A 14,271-nucleotide genomic window follows, 5' to 3' on the forward strand; every position below is an offset into this window, starting at 1 on the left:
GTAAACGTTTTCATGGGCGGGTTGTCTTGAGGAGAGGCAGGCCGCTTGGGGATGATCGAGGAGGAGATTTTATGCGCACACTCAAGGGGCCGGCCATTTTCCTGGCGCAGTTCGCTGGCGATGCAGCGCCGTTCGATACGCTGGACAATATCTGCGAATGGGCCGGGGGGCTGGGCTATAAGGGGGTGCAGATTCCCACCTGGGTGTCGGGGTTCATGGATTTGCAGAAGGCGGCGGAATCCAAAGACTATTGCGACGAACTCAAGGGGATCGCCGCGCGGCACGGCGTCGAGATCACCGAGCTTTCAACGCATCTGCAAGGGCAGTTGATTGCCGTTCACCCGGCCTACGACACGGCGTTTGATGGCTTTGCAGCGCCACAGGTGCGCGGCAACCCAAAGGCGAGGCAGGAATGGGCCGTGCAGCAAATGCTGTGGGCGGCCAAGGCCTCGCAAAATCTCGGCATCACCGAGCACGCGACCTTTTCGGGGGCGTTGGCCTGGCCTTACGTCTATCCCTGGCCGCAGCGCCCGGCGGGCCTGATCGAGGAAGCGTTCGATGAACTGGCGCGGCGCTGGCTGCCCATTCTCGACAAGTTCGATGAGGCGGGCGTGGATGTCTGTTATGAAATTCATCCCGGCGAGGACCTCCATGACGGGATCAGCTACGAGATGTTTCTGGAGCGCGTGAACAATCACAGCCGGGCCAATCTGCTGTACGATCCGAGCCATTTCGTGCTCCAGCAGCTTGATTACCTCGACTACATAGATATTTACCATGAGCGCATCCGCATGTTCCACGTCAAGGACGCGGAGTTCAATCCGACCGGGCGGCAGGGCGTTTATGGCGGCTATCAGAGCTGGGTCGACAGGGCCGGGCGCTTCCGCTCGCTGGGCGACGGGCAGGTCGATTTTGCGGCGATCTTTTCCAAACTCGCGGCCTACGACTTTGCGGGCTGGGCTGTGCTCGAATGGGAATGCGCGCTCAAGCATCCCGAGGACGGCGCGCGCGAAGGGGCGGAATTCATCGCCAGCCACATCATCCGCGTGACGGAAAAGGCGTTCGACGATTTCGCCGATGGAGGCACCGACCGGGCCGCGAACCGGACCATGCTCGGGCTCGATTAGGGGATCGGCTGAACGCGCGATCTATTGTCCAGATTTAGTGCAGGGAGGATTTCATGGCGAAAAACACCAGACGCCCCATTCGGCTGGGCATGGTGGGGGGCGGAACCGGCGCGTTTATCGGTGCGGTGCACCGCATCGCGTCGCGGCTCGATGGGGACTATCAGCTGGTGGCCGGTGCGCTGTCTTCGCGCCCGGAGGTGGCAAAGCAATCGGGGGCGGAACTCGGGTTGGCCGAAGATCGCATCTATACCGATTTTGAGGATATGGCGCGGGTGGAAGCCGGGCGTGAGGACGGGATCGAGGCTGTTGCCATCGTGACGCCCAACCACATGCATTTCGCGCCCGCCAAGGCGTTTCTGGAAGCGGGCATCCATGTGATCTGCGACAAACCGCTGACAGCGTCTCTGGAAGATGCCTATGCCTTGCAGAAGGTGCAGCCCAAAAACGGCGCGAAGTTTTTGCTGACTCACAATTATACCGGGTTTCCGCTGATCCGGCAGGCGCGGGAACTGGTCAGATCAGGGGCGCTGGGCAAGATACGCGTGGTGCAGGTGGAGTATCCGCAGGACTGGCTGGCGGTGCCGGCGGCGGAGGACAACAAACAGGCCGCATGGCGGACCGATCCGGCGAAATCGGGGGCGGGGGGAGCGATCGGGGATATCGGCACCCACGCCTACAATCTGGCGCGCTATGTCACCGGGCTGAAGACCGCCGCGGTCGCCGCCGATCTCGACGCGTTCGTGCCGGGGCGGCCACTCGACGACAACGTGAACATCATGTTGCGCTTCCAGGGCGGAGCCAAGGGCATGCTGTGGGCCTCACAGGTGGCGGTTGGGTGCGAGAACGGGCTGCAATTGCGGGTGTACGGGGAAAAGGCCGGGATCGAATGGCGACAGGATAACCCCAACTACATGTGGTTCTCCGAATTCGGAAAGCCGCGGCAACTGCTCACCCGGGGCGGCGCGATCGATACGCCACCGGCAGCGGCGATGGGTGTGCGCATCCCCGCCGGGCATCCGGAAGGGTATCTCGAAGCATTTGCAACGCTCTACAGCCAGTTTGCCGCGATCATCCGGGGCGAGGGAGCGGAGTTCGAAGGGCTGCTGCCAACGCTCGATGATGGCGTGGAGGGGATGGAATTCATCATGGCCGCCGTGAAATCAAGCCAGGATGACAGCCGCTGGACGAAGCTGGGATAAAGCCTGGCACCGACATTTGGGGATAGGAGGGGAACGGCGCGTTGCCCTTTCCTAGAATTGCCAGCCAAAGACCGCGGGTGCGGTCGAGGTGGTCAGAACAAGCCCGGTGAGAAACAGCAGCACGAGCACTACGCGCCGAAACGCGCGGGTATCCAGACGGTTGAAAAGGATTGCGCCACCCATCGCTGGAACGGTAAGGGCGGATGCGATCAAGCCGAAATGGGTGAGGGTCTGGCTCGTAATAATGGACCCGGCCAGAACATATCCGGTTAGCGTGGTAATGTGCATGGCAATGTTAAAGCCTTGCATGATGCCCCGCTGACCGTCTTTGCTCATGCCGCGCAGGGAGCACCAGAGCGTCGGGATCGGGCCGGAAAGTCCGGCAATGCCGCCAAAAATTCCGCCAAGCCAGCCCGTGGTGGCATCCGCCCACTTGCCGCCGAAATGGAGTTGGAAATCAGAGGGCAGAAACAGCATCAACGGGCAATAGACGAGCATGAACACGCCGAGCCCGAGTTTGAAGCCGAGCGGATCGATCATATCGAGCAGAAAGATGCCGATCGGGACGCCACAGACGCCGCCAATGACAAAGGGCAGCATACCCCGGAAATCGAAATTCCTGCCCACTATGGGCAGCGTGACAAGTTGGCCGACCAGAGAGCCGAACACCGCCATCGGAGCAGCCAGCGCCGGATCAACAGCCCAGGCCCAGATGCTCAGGCCGACGAGGGAAAACGCAAAGCCCGAAAGCCCCTGGACAAAACCTGCCACCGCGGCTCCGCCCAGCACGATCAGGAGATAGGAATCCAATATCACTCCCCCGTGCGGATAGGGTCCCTAGCGGTGATCCGTATCGTCGGCCGCGAATGTGATTCTAGTGGGTCCAGGGAATCTTGCGATCGAAGCGGAAATTGTCGGGATAGCTCACCTTCTTGATGGTGGCTTCCTGCGCGGGCTGGACGCGATAGGCAATCCCCTCGCGGCGCGCATAGGATTCGGCTTCTTCAAGGGTGGGAAAACGCAGGACGATCTGGCGCTTCATATCGGAAGAGGAGGTATAGCCCATCAAGGGCTCTATCGTGCGCGGGATGGACGGCTCATACTCCAGCACCCATTCGCGGGACTTGCCCCTGCCAGACTGCATGGCATTGGGGGCAGGGCGGTAAATACGGGCTACCATAATCGCCTTTCCTCAGATCGGCTGGCCAATGGTCGGGGCAGCAAGATTCGAACTTGCGACCCCCGGTTCCCAAAACCGGTGCTCTACCAGGCTGAGCTATACCCCGACATGGCCATCGGTGTTGCGATACACATTCTTTTCTGGCAGGGCAAGGCATCTTACCGGCGGTGACGCTTTGTCCAAGCCAAAATTGTGGAGAAGGCCGCATGCTAGCGCCTGAAACCCCCAGCGCCCGCTGGTGGAACGCTGCCATCGAACGGCATCGGCAGACTTTGGTGCTGTTTTGGGGGCCGGTCCTGGCGCTGGCTGGAATCATTGCCGTTGCCGTGCTGCTCGATGCGAGGGTGTCGCATGCGCTGATGGGCTGGCCGGATGCGGTTCGGGCGTTTTTCAGGCTGATCACCGATCTGGGCAAATCCGACTGGATGCTGATTCCCGCGCTGATAGCCCTTATCGTTTGCTCCATCGCTCTACGGTTCAAGCTGTCCTACAGCTGGGCCTGGGCCGCGCGCGGCATTGCCGCCATCTCCGGCTATCTGTTTGCTACCGTAGCGATTTCCGGATTGGTCACCGTGGTGTTCAAGCGGTTGATCGGCCGGGCGCGGCCCATGTATCTCGACGAACTGGGCCCGTTATACTTCAAGCCCTTCGATATTTTCGACTGGAGCTTCCACAGCTTCCCGTCTGGCCACGCCACCACCATAGTGGCGTTCTCGGTGGTCATCTTCACCTTCAGCAACGGGCGTTTCCGCAACTGGATCATCGCATTTGGGGTGTTGATCGGGCTGAGCCGGATCGTGGTCGGCGACCACTACCTTTCGGACGTGATCGCCGGGTCGTTCGTGGGCTTTTCGACCGCGCTAGTTATCCGCGACTATTTCGTGACCCGGGGCTGGGGCATGCGCATTGTTGATGGACGCGTGCGTTACCGCATGTTCGCGGCGTTCAAGCCACTGTGGCGGCGTCTGATCCGCGGCTACCGGCCGATGGCGGCGAAATAGCGCGCGATTCCCGCCTCCAGGTCGGCGCGCAGGGCGTCGAGGTCCTCGAACCCGACATGCACCCGGAACAGATTGCCCTGATGCGGCCACGGCACCGCGGTGCGAATGCGGGTCGGATCTGTGGGCAGGATCAGGCTTTCAAAGCCGCCCCAGGAATACCCCATGCCAAAAATCTCCATGCTGTCGACCATGGCCGCGACGGCCGCGCGCGGGGCAGGGGGCAGCAGGAAGGAAAACAGGCACCCCGAACCGGAAAAATCGCGGGTGAACACCGCGTGATCGGGGTGGGAGGGGAGTGCGGGATGGAACACCTCGACATTGGTTTTGCCATCGAGCCAGCGGGCAAGATCGAGCGCGCGCCGTTCATGCTCGCGCATGCGGACAGCCAGCGTGCGCATGCCGCGCGTCGCCAGGTAGGTATCGTCGGGTGAGGCGGTGAGCCCCAGCGTCCGATGGGTCTGTCGCACCGCGTCGATATGCTTGTCGTTGGCCGAAACGGTGCCCATCATCACGTCAGAATGACCGACGAACATTTTCGTGGCGGAATGGATGACGATGTCGGCGCCCAGCGCCAGTGGCCGGTAAAATAGCGGCGTCGCCCATGAGTTATCGATAAGAATGGTGACATCCCGCCCGGCGAGCGCGTGGGCGATGGCGGGAAGATCCTGGATTTCAAAGGTGAGCGAGCCGGGGCTTTCGAGAAACACCGCGCGTGTGTTGTCGGCCAGAAGCGCGGCAACGCCAGCGCCAAGGCGCGGATCGAAATATCGGGCGGTTATCCCCAGGCGCCGGAGCACGGTTTCGGCGAGAATCCGTGTAGGCTCATAAACGGAATCGGTGATCAGCACATCATCGCCCGAAGACAGGCACGACAGCAGGGCCAGCGAGATCGCCGCGACACCGGATGGGGCAAGTACGGTATCGGCTGCGCCCTCAAGCCCGGTGACCAGGGTTTCGAGGCCATCGGTGAGAGGCGTGCCCTGCCGACCATAGCGAAAGCGGATGGTGGAATCGTCGAGGGCGTCGAGACTGTCGAAAATGACGGTGCTGCCCCGGTAGATCGGAGTGTTGACGAAACCATGCTGGGCACCGGGATCGCGCCCGGCATGAGTGAGAAACGTTTCGGACCCGGCTGGATACGCCGTGTTTCTTTTCAAATCAGACATGTTACCCCGGCAAGCTTGGGATGAATTAGGTCAGTACTATTGCTGCTTAACTAGGCGATGGACAGAAGTGATGCTTTTGAAAGCGGATTGGGCCTTGACGCCTGCGGTAAAACTGCGCTTCGATGTTGCTCGGCAATGCGCCTGACGGCAATAGGGCGCTGCTGACCCACAACAGTGGGCACGATATGGCAGTATCAATACGGCCAGTCGATAATAAAAGGGTTAGGAAACAAGGCAAAATCATGAAAAAACATCTGTTTAGTCTCGCGGCGGCAGCATCCCTTGTGGTGGTTGCGGCGCCCGCTGCCTTTGCGGATCTGCTCGACGACGTAAAGGCTCGGGGCTATGTGCAATGTGGTGTGACCGAGGGGGTTCCCGGTTTCTCCAACCCCGACGATGCGGCCAACTGGACCGGGCTCGAAGTGGACTACTGCCGCGGCATGGCCGCAGCCATCTTCGATAATCCGGACGCGGTGCGCTATACGCCGCTGACCACGTCGGTGCGAATCGAAAGCCTGTCGAACGGCAATATCGACGTGCTGTCGCGCACAACCACCTGGACCATGAGCCGCGACACAGATCTGGGCGTTTCGTTCGTGGGCGTGACCTATTATGACGGTCAGGGTTTTGTGGTGCGCGCTGCCGATGGCATCGCCTCGGCGCTCGATCTGGACGGCGCGGCGGTCTGTATCCAGGCCGGAACGACCACTGAACTCAACGCCACCGACTATTTCGCGGCCAACGGTCTCGACGCTTCGAACTTCCTCACGTTCAACTCGCGGCCCGAAACCATCCAGGCCTATCTCGACGGACGCTGCGACACCTATACGACCGACGCCTCGGGCCTTGCGGCTGACCGGACCAAGTTCCCGGTGCCTGCCGATCATATCATTCTGCCCGAAATCATCTCCAAGGAGCCGCTTGGCCCGTCCGTTCGTCAGGGCGATACACGGTGGTTCAACCTTGCCCGCTGGACGCTCTATGCGTGGATCGGCGCGGAAGAGCTGGGCGTGACGTCTGAAAACGTCGATGAAATGCTCGGTTCGGACAATCCCGAGATCATGCGCCTTCTGGGCGTGGAGGGTGATTTCGGTGCCCCGATCGGACTGACTGCCGACTGGGCCTACCGCATCATCAAGCATGTCGGGAACTACGGAGAATCGTACGAGGCCAATGTCGGCCCCAACACTGCACTGGCCCTTGATCGCGGTCTGAACGCGCTCTGGACCAATGGCGGCATCCAGTATCCGATGCCGATCCGCTAACGCGGTTGCATCTCGAATGAGTCGATCCGGCGCATGAACCTGCGCCGGGTCTCTCGTCCTGGTGGCCGGCGTTACGCGACTCCCGGCCTGCCCAACGAGCAGAGGGGATGCTTATGACCGCATTAGACGTGCGGGAACGACGCGAGCCGTCGTCGACCTCAATTCTGAACGATCCAAAGTTTCGTGGCCTGATCTATCAGGCGCTGTTGCTGATCGCAGTGGTCGCCATGTTCTGGTGGCTGGCCAACAACGCCGCGACCAACCTGGCGCGGCAGAACAAATCGACCGGTTTCTCCTTCCTTGGCGATTCAGCCGGATTTGAGATCGGGTTCACGCTTCTGCCCTACAGCCGGGCGTCGAGCTACTTTCAGGTCTATCTGATCGGGATCACAAACACGCTGCTGGTTGCAGCGGTCGGCATCATACTTGCCACCATGCTGGGGTTCCTGTTGGGGGTGGCCCGGCTGTCGAAGAACTTCCTGATCCGGAGCGGCGCGACGATCTATGTCGAGGCCATCCGCAACACGCCGCTGCTGCTGCAATTGTTCTTCTGGTACTTTCTCGGCCTCAATGCCCTGCCCAGCGTGCGCCAGAGCATCTTGTTGCCCGGCAGCATCGTCCTCAATCAACGCGGGCTGTCGTTCCCGACACCGGTTTTCGACGACAAGTTCATCTGGGTGGCGCTGGTTGGCGTACTTGCGATCATCGCTTCGTTCGTCTGGCGCCGTCTGGCGCTGAAAAGGGCGGAGGAAACCGGCCACCGGCGACCGGTCTGGTTGCCCATTCTGGGCTTTCTCATCGTACCGGTGGTGCTGGTCTATCTGATCAGCGGCACGCATGTGACGTTTGACGCACCCACCCTGCAAGGGTTCAACTATCGCGGCGGGTTCACCGCGCCGCCGGAACTGGCGGCCCTGACCCTGGGACTGGTGGTCTATACGGCGGCCTTTATCGCCGAAATCGTGCGGGCCGGGATCCAGTCGGTCAGCTACGGCCAGACGGAAGCCGCCGAAGCGCTCGGACTGCGCGAACGGGACCGGCTGCGGCTGGTCGTCGTGCCGCAAGCGCTGCGGGTGATCATCCCGCCGCTGACCAGCCAGTATCTCAACCTGACCAAGAACTCGTCTCTGGGCGCGGCAATCGGATTTCCCGAACTGGTCAGCGTCTTTGTGGGAACGGCCCTGAACCAGAGCGGGCGCGCCGTGGAAATCATCGGCCTGGCGATGCTGGTCTATCTGACCATCTCGCTGCTGACGTCCATCTTCATGAACTGGTACAACGCGCGCGTCGCGTTGGTCGAGCGCTAGGAGGGGGCCATGAGCGACATCATCTTTGTTCGCGATCATATCGAGCCGGCCCTGCCGCCCCCCAGCCGCGCCAGCGGGGTGTTCCTGTGGGCGAAACGCAACCTGTTCTCGTCGGTCACCAGCACGCTTGTGACTATTCTGGCGGTGGTGTTCCTGTTCTGGATCATCCCGCCGCTTTACGGGTTCCTGATCGGCAATGCGGTGTTTACCGATCCCGAAGGGCTGCGGGGCCAGGCGTGCCGGTTCGAAGGCGTCGGCGCCTGCTGGATCATGATCAAGGGGCGGTGGAATTTCATCCTGTATGGATTTTTCCCCAGTTCCGAGATCTGGCGCATCAACCTGATGTTCGTGATCGCCATCATCCTGCTGATCCCGATGCTGGTGCCCCGGATGCCGTTCACGCGCACGGCGGCGCTGCTGTTCTTCCTCGCCTTTCCGGTGGTGGCCTTCATCCTGATGGCGGGCGGCGTGTTCGGGCTGACCCCTGTGCCCTCCAGCCAATGGGGCGGGCTGACCCTGACGCTGATCATTTCGGTGATCGGCATCACGGTTTCGATGCCGCTGGGAATCTTGCTGGCCCTGGGGCGGCAATCGAAGCTGCCGATCATCAAGGCGTTCTGCGTCGGGTTCATCGAGGTGTGGCGCGCAGTGCCGCTGATCACCGTGTTGTTCATGGCCTCGGTGATGTTCCCGCTGTTCATGCCACAAGGCGTCAATCCCGACACCTTGTTGCGCGCCATCATCGGCATCTGCCTGTTCGAATCCGCCTATATGGCGGAAGTCGTGCGCGGCGGATTGCAGGCGATGCCGCGCGGGCAATATGAAGCCGCCGATGCGCTGGGGCTGAGCAAATTCAAATCCCTGGGGCTGGTGATTTTGCCCCAGGCGCTCAAGCACGTGATCCCGGGAATCGTGAACACGTTCATCGCGCTGTTCAAGGATACATCGCTGGTGACCATCATCGGGCTGTTTGACCTGCTCAACACCGTGCGGGCCGTGGCCCGGGACGTGAACTGGTCGTCACCGACCGGCGATGTGACCGGCTACATCTTCGCCGGCTTTGTCTTCTGGATTTTCTGTTTCGGGATGTCGCGCTATTCCATCTACATGGAAAAGCGGCTGCATACCGGGCACAAGAGGTAAATGCATATGTCACTAGACCTTGCCACCAACGGGCAGCCCGATCGTTCCAAGATGACGGTGTCGGACACCCATGTCGCCATTGAAATCCGCAACATGAATAAGTGGTATGGCGAGTTTCATGTCCTGCGCGACATCAATCTCAAGGTGATGCGCGGCGAGCGCATCGTGATTGCAGGCCCGTCCGGATCAGGCAAATCCACGCTGATCCGCTGCATCAACCGGCTGGAAGAGCATCAGAAGGGCGACATCTTCGTCGATGGAATCGAACTGACCTCCGACCTCAAGCGCATCGATGAGGTGCGGCGCGAGGTCGGGATGGTGTTCCAGCATTTCAATCTGTTTCCGCACCTGACCATCCTGCAAAACCTGACGCTTGCACCGATCTGGGTCCGTGGCATGCCCAAGGCGCAGGCCGAGGAAACGGCGATGAAATATCTCGAACGGGTGAAAATCCCCGAACAGGCCAACAAGTTTCCCGGCCAGCTTTCCGGCGGGCAACAGCAACGGGTAGCGATCGCCCGCTCCTTGTGCATGAACCCGAAAATCATGCTGTTCGATGAGCCGACATCGGCGCTGGACCCGGAGATGATCAAGGAAGTGCTCGACGTGATGGTCAAGCTGGCCGAGGACGGCATGACCATGCTGTGCGTCACCCACGAAATGGGTTTTGCCCGGCAGGTCGCCAATCGGGTGATCTTCATGGATCAGGGGCAGATCATCGAGCAGAACGAACCCGACGCGTTCTTCTCCAACCCGCAACACGAACGCACCAAGCTGTTCCTCAGCCAGATTCTGCACTGATTAAAGAAGTGTCCATCGAAACTGCCATCAGGCCGCGCCTTACAAAGAGCGTGGCCTGACGCTGCGGATTTCAAGTCCGGTGATGGCGATTTGTTGAGGGGAAAAAGCCCGGCAGTCACCTTGACCATGCAAGGCGCCATGCCAATATGGCCGTTCATTCGGAGGCGGTTCGCGCCGCATTGATCTTGCAAGTATTTTCGCGTGTTATGACGGTAATGGCCGCTGCGGCCCTGATGCTGGCCGGGTCGTTTGCCGGGCCGCAGACCGGATACGCGCAGGACGGGCAGGGGCAGGCCGCCCCGGCGCGACCCTTCACCATTTCCACCCTCGAAACCGTAAGGGCGCGCGGATATGTCATCTGCGCCGCCGCCAGCCCGGTGCCCGGATTTGCGCAGGTGAGCCCGGAAGGGCTGTGGTCGGGGTTCGATATCGACATTTGCCGGGCAGTCGCCGCTGCCGTATTTGGCGATCCCTCGCAGGTGGAATTTCGCCCCCTGTCGGGCCAGAGCCGGTTTGTGCATCTGGGGATGGGCGAAGTGGACCTGATCGTGCGCAATGGCTCCTGGACCATGTCGCGCGACACCCAATATGGCGCGAACTTCGTCGCCACCTCGTTTTTCGACGGGCAGGCTTTCATGGTGCCAACCCAGTTGGGGGTGGTCTCGGCCTATGATCTGGAAGACGTAACCATCTGCGTTGCCGCAAATTCGGAATCGGCGCGGCGGCTGGACGGGTTCTTCTTTTCCAATCAGCTGGCCTATGAGGAACTGCTCTATGAGGACCGCGAAGACCTGGCGGTTGCCTACCGTTCGGGCCGATGCGATGCGATCACCGCTTCAGCAAGCTGGTTGCAGGCGATCCGCCGCACCATGCCGGAGCCAGCGGCCCATTCCATCCTGCCCGAGCGGCTGAGCAAGGAGGCCTATGGCCCCGTGGTCCGCGACGATGATCCACAGTGGAAAGCCATCGTCGAGTGGACGCTGTACGCCATCATCAACGCGGAAGAATATGGCGTCACCTCGGTCAATATCGAGTCGATGCTGTCGGCCCGCACTCCCGCCATAAGGCGCCTGCTGGGCGTGGAGGACGACGTCGGCGACGCGCTGGGGCTGACCGCCACCTGGATGCGCGACGTGATCCGCAGCATCGGCAATTACGGCGAAGTCTATTCACGACATTTCGGCACCGCCACCGGCGCGCCACTGCTGCGCGGCCAGAATGCGCTGTGGACCAATGGCGGGCTGCTGTACGCGCCGCCGATCAAATAGTGCGGGTTCGGCTCAGAGGACCGGCGAGAACAGTCGAGCGCCCTGACACAGCAGGCGGAAGACGTAATTGCGACGCTTGAGGTTCTGCTCCGTGGTGAGATAGGACGCTTCGAAATCGGCCTCCAGCATGGCGGCGATCTTGTCGATCATGTCCTTGTGGGTGAACCACAGGGTCGCCTCGAAATTGATGTTGAACGACCGATAGTCGAAATTGACCGTGCCGACGCCAGCAATCTGGTCGTCGCATAGAATGACCTTCTGGTGCAGAAAACCCTTCTGATAGCGATGCACCTTGATGCCATGCGCCACCATCTGGTCCGCATGGGCATAGCTGGCCAGCCACACCAGCATATGGTCGGGCTTGCGCGGCAACAGGATGCGAACGTCCACCCCGCGCAATGACGCGGCATAAAGCGCCGTCTGAACTTCGATGCCGGGCACGAAATAGGGGCTGACGATCCACAGCCGCTCGCGGGCCCGCGCAATCACCTCGGTAAAGGCAATGGCGCAGTCTTCGAGCTTGTCGGCCGGGCCGGTCGGCATGACGAGAATGGGCTGGTCGCCGGGGGTGGGGATTTCGCTCGGATAACGTGCCGGCAGCTCCTGCCCGGTGGCCCAGTGCCAGTCTTCCCGGAACATCAGCGCACAGGCCAACGCCGCGGGACCGCTCACATGCACGTGGGTATCGCGCCAGCGCCCGAATTTAGGGTCCTTGCCCAGATATTCATCGCCCACATTATGACCGCCAACCCAGGCTTCGAGCCCATCGACAACCACGTTCTTGCGGTGATTGCGGTAGTTGATGCGGGTGATGCCGTAAAGACGGAGGAACGGATGGCGGTGATTGAACCCGAAAATCTGCACGCCATTGTCGCGGAGCCGGTTCTTGTAGTGCCGCGGCAGGGCGTGGGAGCCGGCATCATCGTAAAGCAGATAAATGCGCACGCCGGCCTTGGCGCGCTCGATCAGCGCATCGGCAAAGCGGCGGCCCAGATCGTCATCGCGGATGATGTAGAACTGGATGAGGATGTAGTTTTCGGCTCGGGCGATCCCGTCGAAGATCGAGGCAAAGGTTTCTTCGCCATCGACCAGAAGGTTGGCGGCATTGCCATACAGGAACGGCAGTTCGGCCACCCGGCGCAGCACCGGCCAATCATCCGTGGTGCCCCGGTCGACGATGCGCAAATCTTCGGAATGGGAGAGACGCCATGTGCGGCCGGAGTGAATCTGGGATTCGGCGTAATCGTCGAAAAACTTCCAGCCAAAGACCAGATAGACGAATGTGGTGGGGAACGGCAGCAGCAGCAGCGAGAGCAGCCAGGCAATGGAGCCCTGCGACGTGCGCGAATTCATGATCTCGCGCACGGCACAGACGAATGCCAACAGATAGTTGGCGGCATAGAGCGTGGCGAGAAGACTGAAATTATCGATAATCGTCTTTACCAGATCCACGCTTTTGTCTTTTTATTGTGGAGCGGCCTCCAGTACCGAGTTGATATCCACGGTAGGAGCAGCTTCGAGCCAATCGGGGACCGGCAAATCCTTTGAACGCAGGAACGCCGGATTGAACAGTTTCGACTGGTAGCGGTTGCCATAGTCGCACAGTACCGTGACAATGGTTTTGCCCGGCCCGAGTTCCCTGGCAAGCCGCACCGCCCCTGCGATATTGATCGCAGACGAGCCGCCAAGACACAATCCCTCGTGGGCAATAAGGTCGAAGATGTAGGGCAGGGCCTCGGCGTCGGAAATCTGGAAGGCGTGATCGACCGTCAGGTCCTTGAGGTTTTCGGTGATCCGTCCCTGGCCGATGCCCTCGGTGATCGACGAGCCCGAGGATTTCAGCTGCCCTTGCGTGTAGTAACTGTAGAGCGCTGCGCCCTCGGGATCGGCCAGCCCGATCTGAATGTCCTTGTTGCGCTCCTTAAGCGCCATGGCAACGCCGCCCAGCGTGCCGCCCGAACCGACGGCGCAGATGAACCCATCGATGTTGCCATCGGTCTGCTTGAAAATTTCCGGGCCCGTGGTTTCCACATGGGACAGCCGGTTGGCCAGATTGTCGAACTGGTTGGCCCAGACCGCACCATTGGGCAGTTCCGAGGCGAGCTTTTCGGCCAGCCTGCCGGAGATTTTCACGTAATTGTTGGGGTTCTTGTAGGGATTGGCGGGTACTTCGAGCAATTCGGCCCCGGCCAGCCGCAGCGCGTCCTTTTTTTCCTGGCTCTGGGTTTCGGGGATGACGATGACGGTCTTGAACCCCAAGGCGCTGCCCACCACAGCCAGCCCGATGCCGGTGTTGCCCGCCGTCCCCTCGACAATGGTGCCGCCGGGTCCGAGCGTACCCCGCGCCACGGCATCGCGAATGATGTAGAGTGCCGCGCGATCCTTGACTGACTGACCCGGATTGAGAAACTCGGCCTTGCCCCAGATTTCACAACCGGTCGCCTCGGACACTGCGTTGAGGCGGATGAGCGGAGTGTTGCCGATGGCGGCGGTAACATCATTGAAGCGGGACATGGCACCTATCGCGGACTGGTGGAGAGTGGTCCCGAAGGTAGTGAGGGCCCGGAGGAGGGGCAAGGCGCAAGGCCTTGATAGACAGGCTTTTTCACTTTCGCGGCCTCTGGCGCAAAGCTCTGCCACTGCAACGGCCCGCGCCGCAATCGTGTTGCGCGGCGCAAGAGAGCGAGACCGGCGAGTGAAAAATTCTTGCGTCCTTGAGGGGCAATCGGGGCGATGATTCACATTTCAATCGCTGTTCCGAAAATTTAGGATCGGGCAGCGTCCGATACGCAAAATCGGGACGGCGCCAGCGTG

General features: G+C 60.9%; 13 protein-coding genes and 1 tRNA gene. 8 read left to right on the forward strand and 6 right to left on the reverse strand.

Annotated elements, in window-relative coordinates; all coding sequences use genetic code 11:
* Positions 1-71 precede the first annotated feature (71 nt).
* Both VNS12_RS04135 and VNS12_RS04140 read left to right on the forward strand, forming a co-directional pair.
* Complete coding sequence (locus VNS12_RS04135; RefSeq protein WP_325486577.1) at positions 72-1,127, forward strand: sugar phosphate isomerase/epimerase family protein; 1,056 nt, start codon at positions 72-74, stop codon at positions 1,125-1,127.
* Between the two features lie 53 nt (positions 1,128-1,180).
* The gene (locus VNS12_RS04140; RefSeq protein WP_325486578.1) at positions 1,181-2,326 is read left to right on the forward strand and encodes a Gfo/Idh/MocA family protein; all 1,146 of its coding nucleotides are present in this window, start codon (positions 1,181-1,183) and stop codon (positions 2,324-2,326) included.
* A 51-nt stretch (positions 2,327-2,377) separates the two neighbouring features.
* On the opposite strand, the gene VNS12_RS04145 is transcribed toward VNS12_RS04140, so the two are convergent.
* The 3 genes from VNS12_RS04145 to VNS12_RS04155 form a co-directional block, all read right to left on the reverse strand.
* A complete protein-coding gene (locus VNS12_RS04145) occupies positions 2,378-3,136 on the reverse strand; it encodes a sulfite exporter TauE/SafE family protein (RefSeq protein ID WP_325486579.1) in 759 nt (252 codons plus the stop codon).
* A 64-nt stretch (positions 3,137-3,200) separates the two neighbouring features.
* Positions 3,201-3,506, reverse strand: coding sequence for an ETC complex I subunit (locus VNS12_RS04150; protein ID WP_325486580.1), 306 nt, complete (start codon positions 3,504-3,506; stop codon positions 3,201-3,203).
* Positions 3,507-3,535: 29 nt separating this feature from the next.
* A tRNA-Pro gene (locus VNS12_RS04155) sits at positions 3,536-3,612 on the reverse strand.
* Between the two features lie 100 nt (positions 3,613-3,712).
* On the opposite strand from VNS12_RS04155, the gene VNS12_RS04160 reads away from it, so the two are divergent.
* Positions 3,713-4,507 (forward strand): phosphatase PAP2 family protein, encoded by a 795-nt coding sequence (locus tag VNS12_RS04160; RefSeq protein WP_325486581.1) that lies wholly within the window; start codon positions 3,713-3,715, stop codon positions 4,505-4,507.
* Here the strand turns inward: VNS12_RS04160 and metC are convergent.
* On the reverse strand, positions 4,483-5,673 hold the full coding sequence (gene metC, locus VNS12_RS04165; protein WP_325486582.1) for a cystathionine beta-lyase: 1,191 nt from the start codon (positions 5,671-5,673) through the stop codon (positions 4,483-4,485). The two genes, VNS12_RS04160 and metC, sit on opposite strands and share 25 nt — an antisense overlap.
* Before the next feature lie 242 nt (positions 5,674-5,915).
* On the opposite strand from metC, the gene VNS12_RS04170 reads away from it, so the two are divergent.
* The 5 genes from VNS12_RS04170 (at position 5,916) to VNS12_RS04190 (ending at position 11,457) form a co-directional block, all read left to right on the forward strand.
* On the forward strand, positions 5,916-6,938 hold the full coding sequence (locus VNS12_RS04170) for an amino acid ABC transporter substrate-binding protein (RefSeq protein ID WP_325486583.1): 1,023 nt from the start codon (positions 5,916-5,918) through the stop codon (positions 6,936-6,938).
* Positions 6,939-7,051: 113 nt separating this feature from the next.
* The gene (locus VNS12_RS04175; protein WP_325486584.1) at positions 7,052-8,245 is read left to right on the forward strand and encodes an amino acid ABC transporter permease; all 1,194 of its coding nucleotides are present in this window, start codon (positions 7,052-7,054) and stop codon (positions 8,243-8,245) included.
* A gap of 9 nt (positions 8,246-8,254) precedes the next feature.
* Positions 8,255-9,388 (forward strand): amino acid ABC transporter permease, encoded by a 1,134-nt coding sequence (locus VNS12_RS04180; RefSeq protein ID WP_325486585.1) that lies wholly within the window; start codon positions 8,255-8,257, stop codon positions 9,386-9,388.
* Positions 9,389-10,189: an amino acid ABC transporter ATP-binding protein gene (locus VNS12_RS04185; RefSeq protein WP_414693060.1), complete on the forward strand. Its 801-nt coding sequence runs from the start codon at positions 9,389-9,391 to the stop codon at positions 10,187-10,189. It begins immediately after the preceding gene.
* Positions 10,190-10,335: 146 nt separating this feature from the next.
* Positions 10,336-11,457, forward strand: a complete 1,122-nt coding sequence (locus VNS12_RS04190; RefSeq protein WP_325486586.1) for an amino acid ABC transporter substrate-binding protein — start codon at positions 10,336-10,338, stop codon at positions 11,455-11,457.
* Between the two features lie 12 nt (positions 11,458-11,469).
* Here the strand turns inward: VNS12_RS04190 and cls are convergent, their stop codons facing one another.
* Entirely contained in the window at positions 11,470-12,909 is a 1,440-nt protein-coding gene (cls, locus tag VNS12_RS04195; protein WP_325486587.1) for a cardiolipin synthase, read from the reverse strand.
* 12 nt (positions 12,910-12,921) lie between these two features.
* On the reverse strand, positions 12,922-13,971 hold the full coding sequence (locus tag VNS12_RS04200) for a cysteine synthase A (protein WP_325486588.1): 1,050 nt from the start codon (positions 13,969-13,971) through the stop codon (positions 12,922-12,924).
* Between the last annotated feature and the right edge of the window lie 300 nt (positions 13,972-14,271).

Source organism: Pelagibacterium sp. (assembly GCF_035555455.1).
Taxonomy (GTDB): domain Bacteria; phylum Pseudomonadota; class Alphaproteobacteria; order Rhizobiales; family Devosiaceae; genus Pelagibacterium.